The sequence below is a fragment of the Pseudomonas sp. YuFO20 genome (assembly GCF_035064975.1).
GTDB classification, from domain to species: Bacteria; Pseudomonadota; Gammaproteobacteria; order Pseudomonadales; family Pseudomonadaceae; genus Aquipseudomonas; species Aquipseudomonas putida_AE.
On sequence record NZ_JAXDEO010000002.1, the window covers coordinates 149,008 to 172,259 of the forward strand.

Sequence of the window (23,252 nt, forward strand, 5' to 3'; positions counted from 1 at the left end):
CGACAATTCATGCGCTTATGTTTGATCAATACTTGAAACGATGGGAACTGACCATCGACGGTGATGCTTTTATCTCGCTGAATGGCAATCTACTGCCCGTTCGCCACCACGGTGTACCAGCCATGCTCAAAGTCTCGCAAGAGCTGGAGGAGCAAGCAGGCAACCTGCTCATGGCTTGGTGGGACGGTGATGGCGCGGCTCCTGTGCTGGAACATGATGGCGCGGCCTTACTTATGGAGCGCGCGAGCGGCTCGGTCTCGCTTGGGCACCTGGTGAGCTGCGGACAGGACGACGAGGCTACTCGCATTCTCTGTGCCGTGGCCGACCGCCTTCATGCACCACACGCAAAACCGGTTCCTGCTTTGGTCCCACTGGAGCAACGGTTCGAAGCCCTGTGGAGCGCAGCGGCAACACGCCGAGGGATCTTTGAACAATGCGCAAAAACCGCTCGCGAACTCCTGGATGCGCCACGCGACGTCAGGGTACTGCATGGCGACATCCACCACGGCAATGTGTTGGACTTCGGACCCAAGGGATGGCTCGCTATCGATCCCAAGGGACTGTACGGTGAGCGCGGCTTCGATTACGCGAATATTTTCTGCAATCCCGATAGCAAAAGCGCTCTGGCGCCAGATTGTTTCTCGCGCCGGATCGATATCGTGACACAGGCCGCCGACATCGATCGCCTCCGGTTATTGCAATGGGTGCTCGCCTGGACCGGGTTGTCAGCATTGAGCCGGCCATCCCCTTTGGGGTGGCGAAGCTTGCAGCGTCGGCGCTTGGGTTGTGAGTTTTACAGTAAGGCACAGCCAGGATAATTTTCTGTCAGCCTTGGGTCGATTGTTACATTGCCGACTCAAAACAATGGAGACCACACGTGAGAAAGCCGCCTATGAAAATCATCATCGAGGAATGGGATGGCGACGGTGCGATTCGAATTCCTGATGAGGCGTTGCAGGAATTGGAGTTGGATGTTGGCGACTCGCTGTACTTGATAGAGGAATTCGTCGGCAACACGCGCTGCCTGGTCCTGTCAACGAAACCTCAAATCGCGGATCGAATAGACGAGTTCACTGAATCCTGGGATAGCGAACAGCACGGTAGCGCCGAGGGTAAATGAGGAAGTCACTCTACATTCAACCAGGTCGTGAAATACCGTGATGGCGCAGTTTGCGATAGAGCGTATTGCGACTGATCCCCAGGCGGGCGGCAACATGGGCGATATGCCAGTGTTCCGCCTCGATCAACTTCAGTAGCGTCTGCCGTTCGGAAAGTCCAAGGGGATTTTCGGCCAGCGCGGCTGACGCTGGCGCTGCCGGCAGCAACTCCGCCAGGTCGTCCAGGGTGACACGCCCCTCCAACGCCAATGCCAACAGAGTGCGCAGGCACGTACGCAGCTGTCGGACATTGCCTGGCCATGGCTGCGCCAGCAAGCGCTCCCTGACACCCGCTTCCAGCCGAACCTTCACCCCTGCTGCCTCCTCGCGCAGCAACAGGTCGAGCAATCGGCCCTTGTCTGAACGCTCACGCAACGGCGGGAGCTGCACGGCGAAGCCGGCGATGCGATAGAACAGATCTTCGCGAAAACGCCCTTCGGCCACACAGGCTTGCAGATCCTGGTGGCTGGCACTGACGAGGCGTATGTCGAGCGCACGGGCCGTCGCGCCGCCCAGCGGCACCACCTGGCGTTCCTCCAGCACTCGCAGCAGGCGAGTCTGTAACGCCAGTGGCATATCGGCGATCTCATCGAGAAACAGAATGCCGCCATGGGCCTGTTCCAGCTTGCCGATCATCCCGTCCTTGCGTGCGCCGGTGAAGCTGCCACCGCGATAGCCGAACAGCTCGCTCTCGATCAACGACTCTGGAATGGCCGCGCAATTGATCGCCACAAACGGCTGGCTCGCCCTGGCGCTGGCGCGATGCAGCGCCGCCGCAAAAGCTTCTTTGCCGGTACCGGTTTCGCCCTGTAGAAACACCGGTACATCACGCTCCAGAACACGCAATGCGCGCGCAAAGCCGCGTTGCAGGCGCGGGTCTTCCAGGCACACGTGCACGTCGTTGATCCTGGGAATTGCAGGCGTGACTGAAGGCTCGTGGCGCAAGGGTTCGCGCAACTGTCCGTAGAGCAGGCGCCCATCCATCAGGCGCATTGGCCAGCAGACACTCGGCTGAGCGCTGGCCTGACTCATCACCTGATCGATGGGTGTTTCCAGCAGCATCGTCAGCGATTGTCCAAGCACCTGGTCACGGCTGAGACCCAGCAGCTCCAGCGCAGCCTGATTGACTGAGCAGATACGGGCACTCTCGTCGAAACCGAGCAGGCCTTCGCCCAGCAGCCCAACGAAACCGGCCTCAGGATGAAAGCGCAGCAAGTAGCGCTGCGGATCATGCCCCAGGAAAAAACTGCTCTCGATCAACCTGGCGGACAGGTTGGTCAACGCCATGGCCTTGAAGTGTTGCGCCAGACTGTGTTCCTCCCGCACCGAGGAGAGGTTGAGCACGGCAAGCAATTCTCCGCTCGCATCGAATATCGGGCTGGCCGAACACGTCAGGCCGACGTGCTTGCCGCGGAAATGTTCATCACGACGGATGGTGACGTGCTGCCGCTCGACCAGGCAGGTGCCGACACCGTTGGTACCCTCGCAATCTTCGCTCCATACCGAACCGAGCCACAGTCCGGCACGCTGGAACTCGGCGCGTTCGGAGTCGTTGAACACACTGTCGATCGCCACACCGCGAGCATCGGTAAGCAGCACCACGTGGCCGTCACGCCCGAGCTGCTGGTGCAAACTGCTCATCTGCCAGTGCGCCACGGACATGATGCTTTCCAGCGGCGCGCGGTGATCCTGCAGGCGTGGGTGCTCCACTACATTAGGCGCGCGGCGGCTGGCGGGATCGAGCTGATGCTGATCCAGGCAACGGCGCCAGGACCGTGTGATTGCCAGGTTGACGGGAGTGTCGTGGCTGGCGGGCGTGCCCTGCACGGCTTGGAGCACTTGTTGTGCATGGGCGTTGATCAAGGCCGGCTTCATCGTTCTTGTTCTCCGTTACGGTCAGGACACGGGGCTGTTCGAAGCTTATATGAAAAGATCGCAACGAGCGCTTTTTGCACCGGGTGACACTCTGTCATCCGCCATTCCCAAAATCGTGACATGAATCCGCGCCACAGCCTGGACAGTACTGCGCCAGCCGCTCTGCAACGGGGCTTTCATGAAGATGGCCCGAGCCTTGCTCAAGGGCAATTGTTACCACAACAACAAGATCGGGAGAGGCTCCATGAACATCGCTGTCGAAACCCCTCTGCAAACGCCAACTGCCCAGCTCGCGGCCTGGGTCGAAAACCTCGGCGAGCGTCTCGCCCAACGTGATCTGGACGGCGCGCTGGAACTGTTTGCGCAAGAGTGTCACTGGCGTGACCTGCTGCTTTTCAGCTGGAACCTGGTGACCCTGGAAGGCCAGCCTGCCATCCGCGACATGCTCGAAACACGCCTCGACCCGACGCGTCCCGAGCAATGGAAACTCGAAGGTGAGGCGACGCTCAATAACGGTGTGCTCGAAGGCTGGATCAGCCTGGAAACCGAGGCGGCGCGAGGTAAAGGCTACGTGCGTCTGAAGGAGGGCCTGTGCTGGACGCTGCTGACGACCATGCGTGAGCTCAAGGGCTTTGAAGAACCCAGGGGCCGCCGGCGTCCAATGGGTGCCAATCATGGTCACGCCCACGCTGACAAACGCAACTGGCTGGAACGCCGACGCGATGAAGAAGCTTCGCTGGGCATCACCACCCAGCCTTACTGCCTGATCGTGGGCGGCGGCCAGGGTGGGCTGGGGCTCGCTGCGCGGCTCAAGCGAATGGGCGTGCCAACGCTGATCGTCGACAAAGCCGAGCGTCCTGGCGATCAGTGGCGCGGTCGCTACAAGTCGCTGTGCCTGCACGACCCGGTCTGGTACGACCATATGCCTTACCTGCCCTTCCCCGATCACTGGCCGGTCTTCACCCCAAAGGACCAGATTGGCGACTGGCTGGAAATGTACAGCAAAGTCATGGAGCTCAATTATTGGCCGCGTACAGAATGCGTGAGCGCCAGCTTTGACGAGCAAAGTGGCACCTGGAAGGTTGAAGTGCAGCGCGATGGCGAGCCTGTGACTTTACAACCGACCCAGTTGATCCTCGCCACCGGCATGTCTGGCGTACCCAATGTTCCGGATTACCCGGGTGCCGAGGTTTTCAATGGCCAGCAGCATCATTCCAGCCGCCATCCCGGCGGAGATGCCTGGCGCGGCAAGCGCGCGGTGGTCATCGGTGCGAACAATTCGGCCCACGATATCTGCGCCGACCTGGTGGAGAACGGCGCCGAGGTGACCATGGTGCAACGCTCCAGTACCCACATCGTGTGTTCCGACAGCCTGATGGATCTTGTCTTCGGCGGGCTCTACTCCGAAGACGCCGTGGAAACGGGGCTGACCACGGACAAGGCCGACATGCTGTTCGCCTCTATCCCCTACAAGGTGATGCCAAGCTTTCATCAACCCATCTTTGAGGCGATCAAGGAGCGTGACAAGGACTTCTATGAGCGCCTGGCCAAGGCAGGTTTCATGCTCGATTTCGGTGACGACGAGTCTGGCCTTTTCATGAAGTATGTTCGCCGTGGTTCCGGTTACTACATTGACGTCGGCGCCAGCGAACTGATTGCCAATGGCACGATCAAGCTCAAGAGCGCGCCTGGCCTGGGTGTCGAACGCATCGAAGCCGATGCCGTCGTACTCAACGACGGCAGCCGACTCCCGGCAGACCTGATCGTCTACGCCACGGGCTATGGCTCAATGAATGGTTGGGCGGCGAAGCTGATTTCCCAGGAAGTCGCTGACAAGGTCGGCCGCTGCTGGGGCCTGGGTTCTGGCACCACAAATGATCCTGGACCGTACGAGGGCGAGCTGCGCAACATGTGGAAGCCAACACAGCAGGACAACCTCTGGTTCCACGGTGGCAACCTGCACCAGTCACGGCATTATTCGCTGTATCTGGCGCTGCAGTTGAAAGCGCGTTTCGAAGGCATCGACACGTCCGTCTATGGACTTTCCGAGAGTCACCATACGGGCTGAGTCAAGGGGCGCCCAGCCTTGGTTGGGCGCCCTCTCCACAGTACCCTGCACGCAGATCCAACTTTCGAATGACCATTCAACGCTGTGTTCGATAATCGATTTGTGTTCGTTAATCGCACGACATCGCGTCTCGGGGCACCCTCCTCGACCCATTGTTTGGCACCCTATGCTCCATTGCATTAACCGTGATTCACGCGGTTTTCCCTTGGATCATTCTGTTCAGCCGAATAAAAACAGGAGTACGCCTTGATCAATAAAACATTTGAATCCGTCGCTGCCGCACTGGACGGCATTGCCGATGGTTCGGTCATCATGGTCGGTGGCTTCGGCACTGCCGGGATGCCGTCGCAATTGGTAGATGGCGTGATCGCTTCGGGCGCTCGCGACCTGACCATCATCAGCAACAATGCCGGCAACGGTGAAATCGGCCTGGCCGCCTTGCTCAAGGCCGGGCGCGTTGCCAAGGTGATCTGCTCGTTTCCACGCCAGTCCGATTCCTATGTTTTCGATGAACTCTACCTGGCCGGAAAGGTGCAGCTTGAGGTCGTGCCGCAAGGCAACCTGGCCGAACGTATTCGTGCGGCAGGCTCTGGCATCGGTGCGTTTTATTCGCCGACCGGTTATGGCACGCTGCTGGCCGAAGGCAAGGAAACCCGGGTGATCGACGGTCGCAACTATGTGCTGGAAATGCCGTTGCACGCCGACGTTGCACTGATCAAGGCCGAAAAAGGCGATCGCTGGGGCAATCTCACCTATCGCAAGGCTGCGCGTAATTTTGGACCGATCATGGCCATGGCAGCGAAAAACACTATCGCCCAGGTCAATCAGATCGTCGAGTTGGGAGAGCTGGACCCGGAACACATCATCACCCCGGGGATCTTCGTCCAGCGCGTGGTCGCCGTGCCGCGCGCCACTTACTCGAACGCCAACGTCAACTGAGGCCCGCCATGACTGTCATGAAAAAACTATCGCGTAGCGAAATGGCCCAACGTGTGGCCGACGATATCCTTGAAGGTTCCTACGTGAACCTGGGCATTGGCGTACCCACGCTGGTGGCCAACTACCTGGGTGACAAGGAAGTGTTCCTGCACAGTGAAAACGGTGTACTGGGCATGGGCCCAAGCCCTGCACCGGGTGAGGAAGACGATGACCTGATCAACGCGGGCAAACAGCACGTGACGCTGCTGGCCGGTGGCGCCTATTTTCACCACGCCGATTCGTTCTCGATGATGCGCGGTGGGCACATCGATATTGCCGTGCTGGGCGCCTTCCAGGTCGCGGTCAACGGTGACCTCGCCAACTGGCACACCGGCGCCGAAGGTTCCATCCCGGCCGTGGGTGGCGCGATGGACCTGGCGACAGGCGCACGCCAGGTGTTCGTCATGATGGATCACCTGACCAAGACCGGCGAAAGCAAATTGGTGCCGCAATGCACCTACCCCCTGACCGGCATTGGCTGCGTGACGCGGATTTATACCGACCTGGCTATTCTGGACGTCACTTCCGACGGCTTGAAGGTCCGGGAGATTGTTGCCGATATCAGCTTTGAAGACTTGCAAACGCTCAGTGGCGTGCCGTTGATTCGATAACAGATCGATTGCGCCGTTTGCAGCGGCGCAACTTTCCAGCGGTTGTGGTTAGAAAGCGCTGGCCGGCGAATCAATGCCAATGTGCGCACAGCCATCCAATAAAACCGCACGTCTATCCAATTCTCCCTTTCCAAAATGCGCGACCATCTCTTCGACTTCCGTGAGGCGATGGACATGCAAGTGATGAATACAACACAGGCTAAAATGAGTGGGTCGCGCCGCCAACCCCAGCCGGTGAGCTGACCCATGCTGGTTGCATCGAAAGCCCTGTTTGCCGCTCAAGAGCTGCGAGTCGCTTGCGCGCTTGTTCTGGTCACCTGCGCCCCCAGTGGAACAGCCTTGGCGTCGCAAGCGGCGCAACCGTCACAAGGGTTTCGAGAAGGCTCTTCACTTGAAGTGCTCAGTCGAAACTTTTACTTGAGCAATGACTATCGCTCACCTTCGCCTTCAGGCAAAAACTACACCCAGGAATGGGCCCAAGGGTTCATTACGTCGTTCGAGTCCGGATTTACCTCTGGTGCGATTGGTTTTGGCATCGATGCCCATGGGTTTCTCGGATTGAAGCTCGACGGTGGCAAGGGGCATTCCGGGACGGGATTACTGCCACTCGACCAAGAGGGACGTAGCGAAGACGATTATTCCAGTGGTGGTGGCGCCCTCAAGCTGCGCACCTCTCGCACCACCTTGGCGTTCGGTGAAATGACCGTGGAAACGCCGGTGTTCGACACGGCGGACAAACGCCTGCAACCCGAGTACGCCACCGGCCTGCTATTGGATAGCCGGGAAATCGATGACATGCACTTGCTGGCAGGTCACTTCACGGCTTTCAAGAACCAGGACGCATCGACCAGTAAAGGCGATTTCGCAGGTTACGGTGTGAGTACCCGAACGGGCGGCATCGATTTCATTGGCGCCAACCTGTTTGAAGAACGCCCGATAGGGGGTGCGCTTTATGTCTCACAGCTGAGTGACACCTGGCACCAATACTATGGCAACTTGCACCTGAAGCAGTCCGGCGTATTCGTCGACGGCAACGTTTACCACACCAGGGATTATGGCGAGTCGGTGGCCGGAGCCATTGATAACACTGCCTACAGCCTGGCTGGCAAATACACCGCCGCAGGCCATGGTTTCACCCTCGCCTACCAAAAGATCAACGGCGACACCCCGTTCGATTTTGTCGGCGGCGACTCCATCTACCTTGCCAATTCGATCAAGTATGCCGACTTCAATGGCCCCCATGAACGTTCCTGGCAGGCCCGTTATGACCTCGACCTGGGCAGCTACGGCATACCTGGATTGAAATTCATGACGCGTTACGTCAACGGACGCGGTATCGACGGAACCCACGCGCCCCAAGGCGGAGGCTATAACCCTTTCGACGAATCGACTGGAGAGTACGTTCCTCAACAAGGCGATGGTGGACGACACTGGGAGCGCGATATCGATCTTCGGTATGTGCTGCAGTCAGGGCCGGCCAAGGACTTGTCTGTGCAGCTGTCCCACGTGGTCCATCGGGCAAACAGCGCCCAAGGCGGCGGTGACATCGACAGGATCTACATTGTGATCGAATACCCGCTCAAGTTTGGGCGGTTTTAAGCTGCAACATCAGAACCCCACATCCAACACCACACTGTCCAGATAAGTCCCCGCGGGTGGAGTCGCCTGATCGGTATAGATCTTCGCGTTGTAATTGAAGATCTGGCTCCCCGTCCCCAGTCCATTCCCCGGATTGACCTCGGCATCCGAACTGGCCCGACGCGCACTGCCCACGCTTCCCCAGCGGGTCGTGCCGGCACTCTTGAAAATGTCATAGGCCAGGTAATTACCATTCGAGATCATCCGTCGACGCCCGCCGACACTCAGCGGGTTTTGCCCATCACTCAGTCCCACGGTATAAGCGCTGCCTTTGGTACAAGCCAGGTTGATGGTCTGTCCGGTGACCGGGGCGAAAGCACTGACCACCGGCGCGCTGCCGAAGGCGATGTTCGGGGCGGTGATGGTGCAGTCGTTGGCAACCGTCAGGGTGATTGTCAACGTGGCGGTGCCGCTACCAATGTCGCGTCCCAGGCAAATCCCGCCAACGCCGATGCCCGAGCAATAGTTCCAGTTCCAGAAAATGCTCAGGGTTTCGCTATAGATCCCGGCCGCGACGTTGCTGCCGATGGTGGTGGCGAAATACAAGGGCACGGTTTTTGGGGTCGTACCACCGAGCAGGCCAAGCGCGTCGATGATTCCATTGCGCGCGAAGTCGTAGGCGGTGCCGCGGGTCAGCGGGTAGCTGGTGCTGTTGTTGGCGTAGATCGTGTAGCCGATGACGTCGCCGGTGGGACCGAGCAAACCGCTCTGGGTCGACGTAACGGTGGCCCAGAAGTGATCGTTGCTGCTCAGCAAAGTCAACAGCGAGCCGGTGCAACGCAAGCCGCCGTTGAGCGTGGAACCGGGTTGCGATGTGGTGCGCACGGCAATCGAACTCAATGAGCCGAATGCCACGGGTGTAGTGCCGCCCACCGAACACAAGGCCCACGCGGGTGCGGGCAGCCAGAGCACCAGCAGCATCAGCCACTTCATCGGCACACCAACGGCCCGAGCAGCGGGACCTGATCCTGGGTCAGGTCGGCGGCAAACTGCACATGGCAGGTCTTGCCATCGCCCATCGTCACCCGCAGATCGTTCTGCGCCTGCAGGTTTTCCAGGTACACCAGACCGTCCCAGCCGACCACGGTTTGCGTGCCGCTCTGCTCATGCACCACCCCGCTGCCCAAGGGCAACTCCTGCTGCTGCGCGTTTACCAGCACGATGCTCGCCGCGATCACCCGGCTTAACGGAAACTCCAACAGATAACCGCTGCCACGGCGTACCGCGATGCGTTGCTCGACGTTCGGGCTGCGCACGTTGGCCGGCAGGTTTAGCGGATCGATCTCGTATTTGCCTCGGTAATAGGCGCTGCTCCACGGTACCAGCAAGTGGCCGTTGCGATCGGTCTGGCCCACCTGCTGGTTTTCGTAGCGCACCGGAATATCGGCGTAGCCATCGGTGCTGACCACCACAAACGCGTCGTCGATTCGGTTCGCGGCGAACACCTGGCGGTCCATCCACACCAGCGAACCGCTGGCATCGGCCCAACGGGTTTGGGCATCGCTGGTGCCATAGACCCCGGCCTGCAATTGCACCGACTGTAGACGCCAGGTCAAGTCGGCCTGCCGGTAGTCGGGTCCATCACCCTTGGCGTAGCCGAGATTGAAGCCCACCCCGCCCTCGGTCGGCACTGCACGGCTGTAGTTGACCCGCTGCTGCGCCTGGCCGTCCTTGCTGCGTTCACTGCCGATGGCCAGGCTGCCACGCAGGTCGAACGGAATCACCAGTTGCGCCTGCACTGCCCAGTTGCTGTCGCCGATCTCGCGGTTGGCCGACAGGTAAAAACTGGTGCTGCGCCACAACGGTTTGCTCCAGGTCAGGTTAAGCAGGCGGGTGCGCGAGTCGTCCGCCGCGCGCACGTCGAAATACCCGGCGCCAAGGCTACCCCAGCTATCGAGATTGACGCTCAGGGTAGCCTGCTCACTGCGTTTGCTGAGGGTGGTGTACGGACTGTCGACCACGGTCAGGTCGGCATATTGATCACGCCGTTGCAGGCGCTGCCAGGCAAAGCTGTAGCGCTGGCTGCTGTATTGATAACCGAGGCTCAGTTGCTGGCCGGTTTCCCCGTCGAAACGGCTTTGGCTGACGGCGCTGTTGAGCACGCCGAAATTGCCCAGCCGCACATTACCGCCAACACCACCGAGCGCCAGCGCATCGGAGGCTTCCGCGTGGCTTTCCAGGGTGAAGTTGTCACTCAGGCCGTAACGCAAACTGCCGGACGTGACGCCGGGGCCATAACTGGAATCCCGCAGGCCGTAGTCCTGGCGCAAGGTGCCGGCCGCCACGGAAAAGTCCGACAGGCCTTTTTGCAACAAGCTGCTGGTGACGTAGAACGGCACCGTGGTCGAGACCTGGCGTCCCAGGGCGTCGGTGGTGACCACCACGGCTTCGCCGGCACCGTTGATGAACGGAATGTTGGTCAGTGTGTAAGGGCCGGGTTGCAGATCGGCGCTGCTGGACTTGTAGCCATTGATGAACAGGTCCACCGACGACGGCACCGCGGCCTCCCCGGCGAACTGCGGCAAGGGGTAGGTCACCAGGTCCGGGCGTACGCCGAAGTCCCGCGACAGTTGAACGCCACCCAGACGCACCGAACTGCTCCAGGGCAAGGCACCGCTGACCAGGTCGCCCGCCTCGTAAGTCAGCATCCGATCATCATCGGAGTAGCGCCAGGTGGTGTCATAGCGCAGGTAACCATTGTTCAGCGTGTCAACCGCGTCCCCGGACAAGGTGCGGCGGTATTGCCCGGTATTGGACAGCGTCCCCCAACTGTCGAACAGCCGCACTTCGTTCCAGGCGGCCAGGTAAGTGCCGGCATCATCGGTGTCGTTGAGGTACAGGTCATAGTTGAGCAAGGCGCCGAAGCTGCTCAGCGCCGGGGTACGCGGATAGGCTTGGCGACGGCCGACAAACTGCTCCGGCAGCCAGTCGGGCGGTACGTCCAGCAACAGGCGCTGCGCGTTGCTGTCGTACTCGCTGTGCAAGCCCGGCAAGCTGTCGAGGCCGACTTCGGCTTTGATGTCTTGCGGCAGTTTCATGCCGGTTTCATGCAGCGCACTGGCGGGAACAAAGAATTGCCCATGGCGCTGCTCGACCGCCACGATTCGTCCGGTGTTCATCTGGTTGACCACCAGTTCCAGAAACAACTGCGCATCGGCAACAGCCTCCATGCCGCTGGGCGGAGGCGGCAGGTCACCGGCCTCTGCGTGATAAATAACCAGCAGGCAACACGTACAGCCTATGGCCCAGAACGGACGCCACAAACTGCGAGCCCAACCCTGGCTCATTACCGCTTTGTGTCCGTCATTGGACTTAGGCTCCTTTACTCCACATAACTCGATCGCAGGCAAAAGGCGCCTGCAAAAGAATCAACGGCAGGTCAGCGTGCCGGCGTTATGCTCTGCACCTGCGGCGCACCATTGACACGCACCTGCAACGCCGGGTCGCCATCCATCGGGCCGGGCGCGGGCCAGCGCATGATCGCGCCGGGCAACACATACCCCAGCAATCCGTCTACCACCGGCCGGGTCTGGCTACCCTGCTTGAGCGCCACATCGGTCAGGCGCGCATGAACCGCGCCTTGGTTGCGCACCTCGACATAAGAACGACCGTCAACGGCCACCGTGCGCCAGCTCAAATCCGGCAGGCCGACGCCTTTCGGATTGCGCTGGCGGGTGGTGTCTTCCTTGCTCCACAGGCCCGCGCCATAGGCGAACAACGGCACCGAATAACGCATCTGAAAACGAATCGCCGCCGCGGTCTTGCCGTCGCCCGCCTCGGGTGGTTTCGCCGAGGGAATTTCATCGATGATGATGCGGTAGGCCAGTTCCTGACCTGGCGGGATTTCCCGGGTTCGGGTCAGGCGCACCAGTTGTTTCTGGCCGGGTTCGATCTTCGCCACCGGAGGGCTGCCGATCACGTCACGCTGATTCTGGTATTGATCGCTGAAGCCGCTCTGGCTCCAGGCAAACACGCGAATCTGCAGATTGGCGGTCTCGCTGCCGCGATTTTCCAGCCACAGGGCACTGGCTTGCTGATCGGCCTCCAGCACCGGATCGATCGGCCAGATCAGCACCGAACTGGCCGCCTGCACCCGGGTTGTCCCCAACCACAACAGTGCCAACAGCATATGACCGACGACCCACCGCCGTCGCGAAGATGAAACCATGTGCCTGCTCCTTTTTGCCCATTGGGCTTGATCCGCACGCCTCGTCACCACGACAGTTGCACTTGCAGTACGTCGCTGTACGTCCCCCCGGGTTGATTGCCTGGCAACTGCACCTGGCCGTAGATCGGCAGGCTGATGTTGTTCGCATCGCCATACGCCACCGCCACGCTTTGCCCGATCCCCAGGGCCTGGCTGTAGGCCGCGTCGCGAAACAGTTGATACGCCACCCGGTTGCTGCCGGTGGTCAGTTGCATGTGTCGCCCACCGCTGTTGTAAAGTCCGCCATCGATGCTCATGTTCAGGGTCACGCCCGGCGTGCATTGCAACTGTACGCCCCCGGTCAGTGCGACTTGCACCAAACCTGTGGCCAGCGCCGAGCGGTTGCCGAAATTCAGGCTGCCGTAATTGGAGACACCGCCGACCACCAGGCAACCGGCCGTCACCGTGGCGCTGACCTGGAAGCTCTGGCTGGTCGCCGCAGTGAGCGGCAGGGGCAGAACACCCGCACCCAGCACGAGCAGCGCCGCACAACCATGCCTGGGCATGGCTAGAACGTCAGTTCGACGGAAATCGTGTCGGTGTAAGTGCCCGCCGGCAAACCGGCCTTGCCCACCGCCTGACCGTAAAGGTTCACGGTCTGCGCCACGCCGGTACTGGCGGCGAGGTTGATCACCCCGTCAATCGCCAGAATCTGCGAGTGCCCGGCATCGGTGTACAGGTCGTACGGAACATAGTTGGCGACACCGTCGTACAACGCCCGGGTCCCGCCCGGCGATTGCCCATCGTGGGCCCCGGCGCGCACCTTGACCGTTGGCGTGGTGCCAGCCGAACAAAGAATCGACAGCGCTCCGCCGCCTCCGCCCAGCACTTGCCCCGTGGCCGTGGTGAACAGGCTGTTGGCGGTGCCGAAGTTGAGGGCACCGAAGTTCAGATTGGTGTCTCCGCCCCCCCCGTTGACCTGGCAACTGCTGATCAGGATCAGGCTGGAGGTGATCTGGCCGGTGACCGTGGTGGCAGCCTGGGCGCTGGACGCCAGCGTCAGACCAAGCAATGACAAACCTATCCTTGATGTAAATGTACGCATGGTGTCCGTCCTCTACGGGGTTACCAGTCGAGCGTTACCGTCAGGGTGTCGGAATAGACACCAGCGGGTAACGCGCGGGTATTCGCCACCACCGAGCCGAATACCGGAATCGGTATCTGCGCCCCGCTGGTGACAGCGAAATTGTGTTGTTGCCCGATGCGGTAGCTGCGGTTGCCGCCAGCATCGAGGAACAATTGATAAGCGACGGTCTGGCGGCCGTTGCTCAGGCGCCGGGTGGTGCCGTCGCCATGGGTGCCGCCATCGATGGTGACGGTGAAGCCGGTGACCGAAGGGTTGCAGGCCACGTTCAATTTGCCGCTGACTTCGTCAGCGATATTGGCCTTGATCGGGTTGCTCCAGGTCGGACCTTGCTGGCCGAAATCCAGGTCGCCGAGGTCGCTGACCGGGCTGTCGGGATTGCCGCTGTTTGTCACTTCGCAACCGGCGATAAGGGTCAGCCGCGCCTGGATCTGCCCGCTGACGGCCGCTTGTACGACACCGGCCAACAGCACCAGCGCGCCCACGGCGAAAATCTTCCAGAACCTGGTCATGAAATCCATCCCGATCCCTCAGGTTGACAATACGGTCGTTCGTTCCCGAACGCCTCATTCCCTTTACAACCCGACTGAGCCTGGGTTGTTGACTGCTCATGCAATTACCAGGTGAGCGTCACCTTCACCAGATCTGCATAGCGACTGACCCTGGGTATCTGTGCCAAGGGTTCGATGCGGGCGTACAACGGCAGATCCACCGAGCCGGTATCCGGCACCCGACCGCTCACCGGCACATCCACAGCCAGCGGAACTCGCCGCGCCGGGTCCTGATAGAGTCGATAAGGAATGGGTTTGCTGTGTTCGGCGCTACCGGCCATGTAACGAACGTCGCCGACGCCACCGTGCAGGCCGCCATCGACGCGTAATTGATAAGTGGTATCGGGATTGCATTCGAGCCGGGGCAGACGTTCGTTCATCAGGGCGGCTCCGAGCGGCCCCGCGGGATCGTCCAGACGCGCGCTGCTGCCGAAGTCCAGCACGCCCAATTGCTCGACACCCGCACTGCGTTGTTGCCCGACCAGTTGGCAGCCACGTTGCACATCGAGCCGCACCTCCACCTGGAGTTCGGCGGCCGATACGGTTGCACTGAGACCTACGCCCAAGACTGCCAATACCACACGACCATTCACGGCCCCACTCCTTGTGAGAGATGTCTTGTAGGACTGAGGCTAGCAATGCACGGGGAAATCGCCAGTTATTGGGCAAAATTGGATCCATGGATCGCTGATATGGATAGCATTGCTGGCATCGACAGGTCGCAATCGGCTCTACGGAGTAATCGCCACCTTCATCACCCCATCCCTCTGATGAGCAAACAACTCATACGCCGCTTCAATGTCATCCAGCTTGTACCGGTGAGTCACCAGTGGCGATAGATCCACCCCGCCACTTTCCACCACCGCCATCAAGCGCCGCATGCGTTCTTTGCCGCCGGGGCACAAGGTCGTGATGATGCTGTAGTCGCCCAGACCGGCAGCGAAAGCGTCCAGCGGAATGCGCAGGTCGCTGGAGTAAACCCCGAGGCTGGAAAGCCGACCACCCGGACGCAAAACCCGCAGTGCCGACTCAAACGTACCCTGGGTGCCCAATGCCTCGATGGAGACATCGACACCACGCCCATCGGTCAGGGCCATGATCTGTTCAACCACATCGCCGTCCTTGAAATTGACCACATGGGTTGCACCCAGTTGTTTGGCGACGGTCATGCGTTCGGCGACCGCATCGACGCCGATAATCGTGGTCGCGCCTTTAAGGCGTGCGCCGGCCACCGCGCAGAGCCCGATAGGCCCCAGCGCGAACACCGCGACGGTATCGCCAATTTCCACCCCGCCTCGCTCGGCCCCGGAAAAGCCGGTGGACATGATGTCCGGGCACATCAGCACCTGTTCGTCGCTGAGGCCGTCCGGTATCGGGCACAGATTGGCCAACGCATCCGGCACCAATACGTATTCAGCCTGGCAACCATCGATGATATTGCCGAATTTCCAGCCACCGGTGGCCCGAAAACCGTGCCGGGTGTCCGGGCCATCCTGTGAACCGCAGCCGCACAGGCAGGCGTAACTTTGCCCGCTGGGGGTGATTGCGCCCGCGATCACTCGCTGGCCTTCGGCAAAACCGCGCACCTGCGAGCCCAGTCGTTCGATGACGCCGACTGGCTCGTGGCCCACTGTCAGGCCTTTGGCGACAGGGTATTCGCCACGCAGGATATGCACGTCGGTGCCGCAGATCGTGGTGGTGGTTATGCGAACCAGGGCATCGAGCGGGCCGACTTCGGGTATGGGTTTGTCCTCGAGCACAATCCGGTTTCTCTCGACGAATACTGCGGCTTTCATGGTGGCCATGGTGATCCCTCCTGATCAGTGCTGCGATTGAGTTCAGCACGAAATCGGGACGCTGACGGATTGCCGGATCAAAGGTTGATCACGTGCTGTATGCCCTCAGCTACACCGCGTTATCGTTCATCGCGGGCAAGCCACGCTCCTACAGGGGAGGCGCAAAGGTATCGGAATGGCTTTCCAATACATCAATAAATCCAGATGTCAGCCTCAATACATATGAATTTTCTTTGATGTTTCCCCGCTTTAAGCTCCTTGTCACTCCTTTCCCAAAGGAGCTCGTTTCGTCGGTACGCCTGGACAAACAAGGCGATCCTAAAAATAAATGTGTCTGCCGACTCAAGGAATTCCTATGTCATCTACACGGCAAAGCGCCGATGAACACCTGCTGCACAGCCAGGGCTATGCCCAGGAGCTGCATCGGGGGCTGTCTCTGTGGTCATCATTTTCGGTCGGCTTCGCCACGGTTTCGCCCGTGGTCGGTATCTATTCGGTCATGTCGCTGGGTGCCATGAGTGTGGGTCCTTCGTGGGTCTGGATCGTGCCGTTGTGCCTGGCGTTGCAATTGCTGGTGGCCCTGGTCTATGCCGAGCTGGCCTCGCAGTACCCGCTTGCCGGTGGTTGCTACCAATGGGTCAAGCGCCTGGCGGGCGATCGCTGGGCGTGGTTTACCGGGTTCATGTACCTGGCATCCGCACTGGCCTCGTTAACCACCGTGGCCTATTTGGGCGGGTTCTGGCTGTGGCTGTTTTTCACAGGCGTACCGCCTTCCGCCAACGCCCAGGTTTTCAGTGGTGCAGTGTTGTTGCTGCTGGGTCTTGGGGTGAATCTGTTCGGGATCAACCCGCTCAAGTATTTCGTCAATGCCGGCATCATCGCCGAGGCGATTGCCTCCATTGGCATCGGCGTATTGTTGCTGCTGTTCTTCCGCAACCATTCGTTGTCGCTGGTGTTTGAAGGCCTGACGTCTACGCAGGGTTCCGACGGTTCCTACCTGTCGGGCTTCCTGACAGCCATGGCCGTGGGTGGATGGGCGTTCCTCGGTTTTGATGCCTGCTCGCAAGTGTCCGAGGAAACCGCCGACGCCCGCACATCGACCCCACGGGCCATCTTGCGCTCGATGATTCTGGTCGGGCTGACCGTGATGCTGACTGCGTTCGCCGTCACCCTGTCCTACACCGACACGGCGGCGATGGTGTCCGGCCAGGTCGTCGACCCGGTCACGCCTGCTGTCGTCGATGCCTTTGGCGCCTGGTCGGAACGGCCGTTCGTGGGCATCGTGCTGGTCGCGTTCATCGCCTGCGTCGTCTCTGTGCAGACCTACATCGGCCGCGCCGTATTTGGCATGGCACGGGACTCGATCCTGCCCGCATCAAAGCTGTTGCGCCGCGTGGACAAGCGCAAAGTGCCCTTTGCCGCCATGCTGTTCAGCACGCTGTTTGCCAGCTTCGGCCTGGCCCTGGGCTTGAACGCAACGGCCGTCGGCACCCTGATCGCGTTTGGCAGCGGCGGTTTCTTCGTGGTGTTCCTGATCGTGGTCACCTGCGCCCTGCTCGCTCGCCTGAGCGGTAAATGGAAAGCCGAGCCTGGCGTGTTCAGCCTCGGCCGCTGGGGTGTGCCAATCAACCTCGCCGCGTTTTTCTGGCTGGTGTTCGAAAGCATTAACGTGGCCTGGCCACGGGAATCCCTCGCCCCACCCGGTGCGCCCTGGTTTCAGGTCTGGGCGGTGATCCTGGTGTTCTCGATCCTGGCGGTACTGGGCCTGATCTACATGGTCTACGCCAAACCCTATCAACGCACCGTCAGCCCCCACCTGCACGTTCAATAACGCCCTTGTCTTGCCAAGCAAGGCGCACCCACCCTGCGCCTTGCCGATCTGGAGTTTCAGATGTCCCTTCACTATTGGAATTACCCCACGGATATTTTCTGCGGACCGAGTGCGCTCGATGCATTGGCAGAGCGCTGCACCTTGCTGGGCATGCGCAATCCCTTGCTGGTCACCGACCCTGGCATGTTGTCCCTGGAACCCTTGGTGCTGCTCAAGGCTCACCTGACCCAGGCCGATATACCGTTCAGCGTGTTCAGCGAAGTCGCCAGCAACCCGAGCATGGCGGACGTGGCCCAAGGCGTTGCTGCGTTCAAGGCCGGCAAGCATGACTCACTGATCGCCCTGGGCGGCGGTAGCGCGATGGATGCCGCCAAGGGCATCAGCCTGGCGACCGTCGATGCGCAAGGACTGCAACGGTTCGAATGGTCCAAGGTCATCGCCCACTACCCCACCCTGGCGGACTTTCCCCGCCTGGGGCTGCCACCTTTGATTGCGTTGCCGACCACGGCTGGCACGGGTTCGGAACTGGGCCGCGAAGCCGTGTTGACCCAGAGCGAAGAGAACGTCAAACGGGTGATCAGCCACCCGGAACTGCTCCCGGCCACCGTGATCCTCGATCCGATTCTGACCCGAGGCCTGCCGCCCACCCTGACGGCGGCCACGGGCATGGACGCTTTGACCCATCACATTGAAGCCTTTTGCTCGCCCCTGTATCACCCGATGTCTTCTGGCGTTGCGGTGGAGGGCATTCGCCTGATCCAGCAGCACTTGGTCAATGCCCATGCCGATGGCCAGGACATGGTCGCGCGCGAAGGCATGCTCGTGGCTTCCGCCATGGCTGCCGTGGCCTTTCAGAAAGGCCTGGGCGGTGTGCACGCCCTCGCCCATCCACTGGGCGCCCGCTATCACAAGCACCACGGCTTGTTGAACGCGATCCTCCTGCCCTATGTGCTGATGGCCAACCGGGAAACGATTGCCCCGGACATCGCGCGCCTGGCGCGCTACCTGGAGTTGCCACAAGCGGATTTCGACGGCTTTCTCGATTGGGTGCTGGACCTGCGCAAACGCCTCGGCATTCCTCACTCATTGGCTGAAATCGGTCTTGATGCCGACGCCGCGTCCTGGGTGGGAGAACAGGCGCTGGCCGACATTTCTTCATCGGACACCAATGCCTGCGTCCTCAGTGCTGACGATTACAGCCAGATTTTCCGCAACGCTGTACAGGGCGTGCTTCAGGGAGTACGACCATGACCGCCGCCCATTACATCGACGGCCGTTGGGTAGCCGGTGAAGGTGTCGACTGCATCACCGTCTTCGACCCGGCACTGGGCCAACCCTTTGCCGAGTTGACTGCAGCGAGTGCCCTGCAAGTCGATCAAGCCATTGCCGCCGCGCGCCAGGCACTCCCCGGCTGGCGCAACCTCAGTGGGTCGCAGCGCGCAGCTTATTTGAATGGTTTTGCCGAACAAATCGAAACGCGCCGCGAAGCACTGATCGCGCTGCAGATGCAGAACAACGGTAAACCCCGCCATGAAGCGGTGGTGGACATCGACGATGCCGTTGCTACGTTTCACTATTACGCAGGCTTGGCTGAAGGACTCGATGCCCGGCAGGACCGTGACGTGCCGCTGGCCGTACCGGGTTTCAATGCCCACACGCGCCTTGAACCGGTGGGCGTGGTGGGTTTGATCGTGCCATGGAATTTCCCGTTGGTCACCAGTGCCTGGAAGCTCGCACCGGCACTGGCCGCCGGTTGCACGGTGGTGCTCAAGCCGTCGGAGATCACGCCGTTGATCGAGCAGGCCTACGGCCACATAGCCGACGCGCTGGGCCTGCCCGCGGGCGTGCTGAACATCGTCGGCGGTAAAGCCGAAGTCGGCGCAGCGCTGAGCAACCATGCCGGTCTCGACAAGCTGTCGTTCACCGGCAGCAACGCCGTCGGCAGCCAGGTCATGCGCAGCTCGGCCGCCCATTGCCGCCCTCTGACGCTTGAGCTGGGTGGCAAGTCCGCGATTGTCGTTTTCGACGATTGCGACCTCGATCAGGCCGTTGAATGGATCGTCGCCGGTATCTGCTGGAATGCCGGGCAAATGTGCTCGGCGACATCCCGTCTGCTCGTCCAGGACAGCATCGCCGATGCACTGATACTGCGCCTGAAGAGCGCATTCGAAACACTGCGGGTCGGCAATCCGCTGAACGGCGAAGTCGATATGGGCCCACTCACCAGTCAGGCGCAATGGTCCAAAGTGTCGGAATACTTTGCCATCGCTCGCAGCGAAGGCTTGCATTGCGTGACCGGCGGCGACGTGCAGCGTGACCCGGGCTGGTTCGTCAACCCGACCCTCTATGCGGACGTGCCGGTGACCAGCCGCTTGTGGACCGAAGAGATTTTCGGCCCGGTGTTGTGTACCCGTCGCTTCTCCACGGAGCAAGAAGCACTGGCAGTTGCCAACGACAGCCGCTTTGGCCTGGTGGCTACCGTCATCAGCGCCGATCTGGTTCGCGCCGAACGGGTCGCCCAGGCCCTGGAGGTCGGCCACGTCTGGATCAACTCGATCCAGGCGGTGTTCGTCGAGACGTCCTGGGGCGGCACCAAGGGCAGCGGCATCGGTCGTGAGCTGGGCCCGTGGGGCCTGGCCGCCTATCAGTCGGTCAAACACATCACCCGCTGTCTTGGCTGACAGGCTTAGAGGTTGTGCTCGGCCAGCAAGTCATCGATGAAGGCACGCACGGCTTCGCTTTGCGGGTGACCGACGTGGGTGATCATGCTGTGTTGTACCTCGTAGCGCAGCGTCGCCGGCTGCAACGCGCGCATTTGTCCGCTCGCCAGCCAGGGCCGGGCGTAATGGGCCGGGAGATACCCCAGGTGTGTCCCGGCCAGTACGCCATGGGCCACCGCTTCCATATGATGGGCGGTGGCTGAAGCGCGCCCGGGCGTCACCGGCAGGACCTGGTCGGCCGGCAGGAAACCATGCCTGATCCAGTCACTGGCCTGCAGTTGTTCGACAGTGGGCGCATCGACCGAGAACAGCGGGTGCCTATCCCCGCAGAAAATGCCGATTTCTTCTTTGTACAACGGCTGGTAGGCCAGCGTCGGCAACGGCCGGCTGAAATAGGAAATCGCCAGGTCCAGTTGCCCATCGATGACCGCCAATTCCAGTTCGGTGGGCGAATTGACGAAGATGTGCACGTGCATGTCGTGGTCGCGCTGATAAAAACGGCCGATGGCCGCATCGATCCGGGCGGTGGGCAAGGTCGCGATGTTATCGGCCAGGCCGAGATACAGATCACCCACCAGGCGCCCGGCCAGGTCCTGTGCCTCGTCGCGAAATGCATCTACCGCGCCGAACAACGCTGACGAAGCCTTGAGTATCCGCTGGCCTTTTTCGGTCAAGCGAAACCCGCCCTTGCCGCGCTCGCAGATGCGATAACCGAGGCGTTTTTCCAGGCTTGAAATGTGCGTGCTGATGTTGGACTGGCTCATGTTCAACTCGGCCTGCGCAGCCGTAAACCCACCGCACTTCACGACGATGGCGAAAATGCGCAACAGGCGCAGATCCATGTCCGTCACATTTCTGAGCACCGATGATCTCGCTTTCAGTTGAAGGGGCGCGCGTTGTCCGGCGCCAATGGAAGAAGGCCATTCAACGATCGGGGCCTGTTGCGCGTCAATCAAAGTTTGTGCAAAAGCTCGAAAACGTGCCTCGAATCGATCTCAGCTGTCATGCCACAGTAGCGTCTCCTGCGCGGGTGCTCGCGTCGTGTAGAAGCCATTGGCAGGTGAATCGTGGTCGGCATAACCAAAGGAAACACCACAGACCACGAGCCGGTCCTCGTCGATGCCGAAATGTCGACGCACAAACCCGGCGTGGCTGGCCAGCGCGGCTTGGGCAATGATCCCCAGGCCCAGTGCTTCGGCTGCCAGCAGCAGGTTGGCTACGTAGCCGCCGCAATCGACTGCACCATAAGTGCCTAGCACGCGATCACTGGTAATGATCGCGACATGCGGCGCGTCGAACAGTGAAAAATTGCGCAGGGTCTGTTGCTGGCTGGCGACCCGGTCGCCCGGCGCGATGCCGATGCTTTCGTACAGTTGTCGTGCGCATTCACGGCGACGCTGGATAGACGCCCTGGTACTCACCGGGGAAAGGCAAGTCCGGCGCCGCAGAGCCCGTCTGCAGCTCGTTGATATACGCGGCGCGGAAGCGCTCGGTGGCATCGCCGCGGGTCACGATGACCTGCCATGGCTGCGTGTTGCACCATGACGCAGTGCGTTGCGCCAAGGCGAACAGGCGAGAGATCAGCACGGGATCGACGGGTTGTGGAAGAAAGGCGCGGCAGCTGCGGCGGCGCTGCAGCAAACCCTCAAGCGCATCGAACTCGGTCGGGTTCATGATCCTGTCTCCTTTGATGGAAGCCGATACCAGGCTGGTCTGCTACCAGATCCAAGCTTATCCAGAGAAGGTAGTGCATGTCCCACCCTTGAATGGGTGGGGGGAACGTCCGGGTTGCCCCACCCTTGCATCCAAGGCTGCTATCAAACCATTTGCGTTCCAGGAGGGTCTGTTTGTCGACACTTCAATCCGCTTGCACGGTCACTTGTCGCTGCTCGCCCAACCCCGTGATGCCCAGCCGAACCGTCTGCCCGGCACGCAGGAACACCGGCTGTGGCTTGATGCCCAAGCCGACACCCGGTGGCGTGCCGGTGGAAATCACATCGCCCGGTTGCAGGCTCATGCAGCGGCTCAGGTAGGCAATCAATTGCGGCACATTGAAGATCAGCGTGCGCGTGTTGCCTTGTTGGTAGCGGTGTCCGTCAACTTCCAGCCACAGGTCCAGCGCATGGGGGTCGGCAACTTCATCGCGGGTGACCAGCCACGGGCCGAGCGGGCCGAACGTATCGAAGCCTTTGCCCTTGTCCCAAGTGCCGCCACGCTCCAGTTGCCATTCACGCTCCGAGACATCATTGATCACGCAGTAGCCGGCGACGTGCTCCATGGCGTTCGCTTCATCGATATAACGCCCGCCTTTGCCGATGACCACGCCGAGCTCCACTTCCCAATCCGTCTTGAGCGAGCCCCGCGGGATCTCGAGGTTGTCGTTCGGACCGCAGATGGCGCTGGTCCATTTGTTGAAGATGATCGGCTCCTTGGGCACTTCCATGTTCGACTCGGCCGCATGGTCGGCGTAGTTCAGGCCGATGCAGATGAATTTCCCGACCTGCCCTACGCAAGCGCCAATCCGCGGCTGCCCAGAAACGATCGGCAGGCTGGCCGGATCGATCGCGGCTAGCGTCGCCAGGCTTTCAGGACTCAGGGCCGTCCCGGCGATATCCGCCACGTGGCCCGAGAGATCGCGTACCTGATTGTCGGCATCCAGCAGGCCGGGCTTCTCCGAACCTTTTTCGCCATAACGCAACAGTTTCATTTGCTTCTCCTGCTTAAACTGAAAAGTGT

22 protein-coding genes are annotated in these 23,252 nt (G+C 60.8%); 9 read left to right on the plus strand and 13 right to left on the minus strand.

What is annotated here, in order from left to right; genetic code table 11:
- Positions 1-32 precede the first annotated feature (32 nt).
- Positions 33-818 carry an aminoglycoside phosphotransferase family protein gene (locus SOP85_RS01995; RefSeq protein ID WP_323625907.1) on the plus strand — a complete coding sequence of 262 codons (786 nt, stop codon included), beginning with the start codon at positions 33-35 and terminating at the stop codon, positions 816-818.
- 74 nt (positions 819-892) lie between these two features.
- Positions 893-1,120: an AbrB/MazE/SpoVT family DNA-binding domain-containing protein gene (locus tag SOP85_RS02000; RefSeq protein ID WP_323609221.1), complete on the plus strand. Its 228-nt coding sequence runs from the start codon at positions 893-895 to the stop codon at positions 1,118-1,120.
- 16 nt (positions 1,121-1,136) lie between these two features.
- On the opposite strand, the gene SOP85_RS02005 is transcribed toward SOP85_RS02000, so the two are convergent.
- Complete coding sequence (locus tag SOP85_RS02005) at positions 1,137-3,032, minus strand: sigma-54-dependent Fis family transcriptional regulator (protein ID WP_323625908.1); 1,896 nt, start codon at positions 3,030-3,032, stop codon at positions 1,137-1,139.
- A 244-nt stretch (positions 3,033-3,276) separates the two neighbouring features.
- On the opposite strand from SOP85_RS02005, the gene SOP85_RS02010 reads away from it, so the two are divergent.
- The 4 genes from SOP85_RS02010 (at position 3,277) to SOP85_RS02025 (ending at position 8,288) form a co-directional block, all read left to right on the plus strand.
- On the plus strand, positions 3,277-5,100 hold the full coding sequence (locus SOP85_RS02010; protein WP_323625909.1) for an NAD(P)/FAD-dependent oxidoreductase: 1,824 nt from the start codon (positions 3,277-3,279) through the stop codon (positions 5,098-5,100).
- Between the two features lie 246 nt (positions 5,101-5,346).
- Complete coding sequence (locus SOP85_RS02015; RefSeq protein WP_274075280.1) at positions 5,347-6,039, plus strand: 3-oxoacid CoA-transferase subunit A; 693 nt, start codon at positions 5,347-5,349, stop codon at positions 6,037-6,039.
- Between the two features lie 8 nt (positions 6,040-6,047).
- Positions 6,048-6,689 (plus strand): 3-oxoacid CoA-transferase subunit B, encoded by a 642-nt coding sequence (locus SOP85_RS02020; protein ID WP_274075281.1) that lies wholly within the window; start codon positions 6,048-6,050, stop codon positions 6,687-6,689.
- A 246-nt stretch (positions 6,690-6,935) separates the two neighbouring features.
- The gene (locus SOP85_RS02025) at positions 6,936-8,288 is read left to right on the plus strand and encodes an OprD family porin (RefSeq protein WP_323625911.1); all 1,353 of its coding nucleotides are present in this window, start codon (positions 6,936-6,938) and stop codon (positions 8,286-8,288) included.
- 9 nt (positions 8,289-8,297) lie between these two features.
- Here the strand turns inward: SOP85_RS02025 and SOP85_RS02030 are convergent, their stop codons facing one another.
- The 8 genes from SOP85_RS02030 to SOP85_RS02065 all read right to left on the minus strand — a co-directional run bounded on the left by SOP85_RS02030 (position 8,298) and on the right by SOP85_RS02065 (position 15,974).
- Positions 8,298-9,260 carry a Csu type fimbrial protein gene (locus tag SOP85_RS02030; RefSeq protein ID WP_323625912.1) on the minus strand — a complete coding sequence of 321 codons (963 nt, stop codon included), beginning with the start codon at positions 9,258-9,260 and terminating at the stop codon, positions 8,298-8,300.
- On the minus strand, positions 9,257-11,614 hold the full coding sequence (locus tag SOP85_RS02035) for a fimbria/pilus outer membrane usher protein (RefSeq protein ID WP_323625913.1): 2,358 nt from the start codon (positions 11,612-11,614) through the stop codon (positions 9,257-9,259). Before SOP85_RS02035 ends, SOP85_RS02030 begins: the two co-directional genes overlap by 4 nt.
- Before the next feature lie 92 nt (positions 11,615-11,706).
- Positions 11,707-12,495, minus strand: a complete 789-nt coding sequence (locus SOP85_RS02040; protein ID WP_323625914.1) for a fimbrial biogenesis chaperone — start codon at positions 12,493-12,495, stop codon at positions 11,707-11,709.
- Between the two features lie 44 nt (positions 12,496-12,539).
- The gene (locus SOP85_RS02045) at positions 12,540-13,040 is read right to left on the minus strand and encodes a Csu type fimbrial protein (RefSeq protein ID WP_323625916.1); all 501 of its coding nucleotides are present in this window, start codon (positions 13,038-13,040) and stop codon (positions 12,540-12,542) included.
- A gap of 2 nt (positions 13,041-13,042) precedes the next feature.
- Positions 13,043-13,579: a Csu type fimbrial protein gene (locus tag SOP85_RS02050; protein ID WP_323625917.1), complete on the minus strand. Its 537-nt coding sequence runs from the start codon at positions 13,577-13,579 to the stop codon at positions 13,043-13,045.
- 20 nt (positions 13,580-13,599) lie between these two features.
- Entirely contained in the window at positions 13,600-14,130 is a 531-nt protein-coding gene (locus SOP85_RS02055) for a Csu type fimbrial protein (RefSeq protein WP_323625918.1), read from the minus strand.
- A 104-nt stretch (positions 14,131-14,234) separates the two neighbouring features.
- The gene (locus SOP85_RS02060) at positions 14,235-14,762 is read right to left on the minus strand and encodes a Csu type fimbrial protein (protein WP_323625919.1); all 528 of its coding nucleotides are present in this window, start codon (positions 14,760-14,762) and stop codon (positions 14,235-14,237) included.
- A gap of 138 nt (positions 14,763-14,900) precedes the next feature.
- Positions 14,901-15,974 carry an NAD(P)-dependent alcohol dehydrogenase gene (locus tag SOP85_RS02065; protein ID WP_323625920.1) on the minus strand — a complete coding sequence of 358 codons (1,074 nt, stop codon included), beginning with the start codon at positions 15,972-15,974 and terminating at the stop codon, positions 14,901-14,903.
- Positions 15,975-16,320: 346 nt separating this feature from the next.
- Here SOP85_RS02065 and SOP85_RS02070 point away from each other — a divergent pair, with 346 nt between their 5' ends.
- The 3 genes from SOP85_RS02070 to SOP85_RS02080 are packed head-to-tail and all read left to right on the plus strand — an operon-like array spanning position 16,321 to position 20,477.
- Positions 16,321-17,796, plus strand: coding sequence for an APC family permease (locus tag SOP85_RS02070; protein WP_323625921.1), 1,476 nt, complete (start codon positions 16,321-16,323; stop codon positions 17,794-17,796).
- Between the two features lie 60 nt (positions 17,797-17,856).
- On the plus strand, positions 17,857-19,047 hold the full coding sequence (locus tag SOP85_RS02075) for an iron-containing alcohol dehydrogenase (RefSeq protein ID WP_323625922.1): 1,191 nt from the start codon (positions 17,857-17,859) through the stop codon (positions 19,045-19,047).
- Positions 19,044-20,477 (plus strand): aldehyde dehydrogenase family protein, encoded by a 1,434-nt coding sequence (locus SOP85_RS02080; RefSeq protein WP_323625923.1) that lies wholly within the window; start codon positions 19,044-19,046, stop codon positions 20,475-20,477. The genes SOP85_RS02075 and SOP85_RS02080 overlap by 4 nt, the downstream gene beginning before the upstream one ends.
- 5 nt (positions 20,478-20,482) lie before the next feature.
- Here SOP85_RS02080 and SOP85_RS02085 read toward each other — a convergent pair whose 3' ends face one another.
- The 4 genes from SOP85_RS02085 to SOP85_RS02100 form a co-directional block, all read right to left on the minus strand.
- Positions 20,483-21,379 (minus strand): LysR family transcriptional regulator, encoded by an 897-nt coding sequence (locus SOP85_RS02085; RefSeq protein ID WP_323625924.1) that lies wholly within the window; start codon positions 21,377-21,379, stop codon positions 20,483-20,485.
- A gap of 132 nt (positions 21,380-21,511) precedes the next feature.
- Positions 21,512-21,937 (minus strand): nitroreductase family protein, encoded by a 426-nt coding sequence (locus tag SOP85_RS02090; RefSeq protein ID WP_323625926.1) that lies wholly within the window; start codon positions 21,935-21,937, stop codon positions 21,512-21,514.
- The gene (locus SOP85_RS02095; protein WP_323625927.1) at positions 21,903-22,190 is read right to left on the minus strand and encodes a nitroreductase family protein; all 288 of its coding nucleotides are present in this window, start codon (positions 22,188-22,190) and stop codon (positions 21,903-21,905) included. Before SOP85_RS02095 ends, SOP85_RS02090 begins: the two co-directional genes overlap by 35 nt.
- Positions 22,191-22,374: 184 nt before the next feature.
- Positions 22,375-23,223, minus strand: a complete 849-nt coding sequence (locus SOP85_RS02100; protein ID WP_274075303.1) for an ureidoglycolate lyase — start codon at positions 23,221-23,223, stop codon at positions 22,375-22,377.
- Positions 23,224-23,252 lie beyond the last annotated feature (29 nt).

Coding starts and splice junctions, on each gene's coding strand:
- SOP85_RS02000 (WP_323609221.1), top strand. CDS start 893: ATGAAAATCATCATCGAGGAATGGGATGGCGACGGTGCGATTCGAATT.
- SOP85_RS02005 (WP_323625908.1), bottom strand. CDS start 3,032: ATGAAGCCGGCCTTGATCAACGCCCATGCACAACAAGTGCTCCAAGCC.
- SOP85_RS02010 (WP_323625909.1), top strand. CDS start 3,277: ATGAACATCGCTGTCGAAACCCCTCTGCAAACGCCAACTGCCCAGCTC.
- SOP85_RS02020 (WP_274075281.1), top strand. CDS start 6,048: ATGACTGTCATGAAAAAACTATCGCGTAGCGAAATGGCCCAACGTGTG.
- SOP85_RS02025 (WP_323625911.1), top strand. CDS start 6,936: ATGCTGGTTGCATCGAAAGCCCTGTTTGCCGCTCAAGAGCTGCGAGTC.
- SOP85_RS02030 (WP_323625912.1), bottom strand. CDS start 9,260: ATGAAGTGGCTGATGCTGCTGGTGCTCTGGCTGCCCGCACCCGCGTGG.
- SOP85_RS02035 (WP_323625913.1), bottom strand. CDS start 11,614: ATGAGCCAGGGTTGGGCTCGCAGTTTGTGGCGTCCGTTCTGGGCCATA.
- SOP85_RS02040 (WP_323625914.1), bottom strand. CDS start 12,495: ATGGTTTCATCTTCGCGACGGCGGTGGGTCGTCGGTCATATGCTGTTG.
- SOP85_RS02045 (WP_323625916.1), bottom strand. CDS start 13,040: ATGCCCAGGCATGGTTGTGCGGCGCTGCTCGTGCTGGGTGCGGGTGTT.
- SOP85_RS02050 (WP_323625917.1), bottom strand. CDS start 13,579: ATGCGTACATTTACATCAAGGATAGGTTTGTCATTGCTTGGTCTGACG.
- SOP85_RS02055 (WP_323625918.1), bottom strand. CDS start 14,130: ATGACCAGGTTCTGGAAGATTTTCGCCGTGGGCGCGCTGGTGCTGTTG.
- SOP85_RS02065 (WP_323625920.1), bottom strand. CDS start 15,974: ATGGCCACCATGAAAGCCGCAGTATTCGTCGAGAGAAACCGGATTGTG.
- SOP85_RS02070 (WP_323625921.1), top strand. CDS start 16,321: ATGTCATCTACACGGCAAAGCGCCGATGAACACCTGCTGCACAGCCAG.
- SOP85_RS02075 (WP_323625922.1), top strand. CDS start 17,857: ATGTCCCTTCACTATTGGAATTACCCCACGGATATTTTCTGCGGACCG.
- SOP85_RS02080 (WP_323625923.1), top strand. CDS start 19,044: ATGACCGCCGCCCATTACATCGACGGCCGTTGGGTAGCCGGTGAAGGT.
- SOP85_RS02095 (WP_323625927.1), bottom strand. CDS start 22,190: ATGAACCCGACCGAGTTCGATGCGCTTGAGGGTTTGCTGCAGCGCCGC.
- SOP85_RS02100 (WP_274075303.1), bottom strand. CDS start 23,223: ATGAAACTGTTGCGTTATGGCGAAAAAGGTTCGGAGAAGCCCGGCCTG.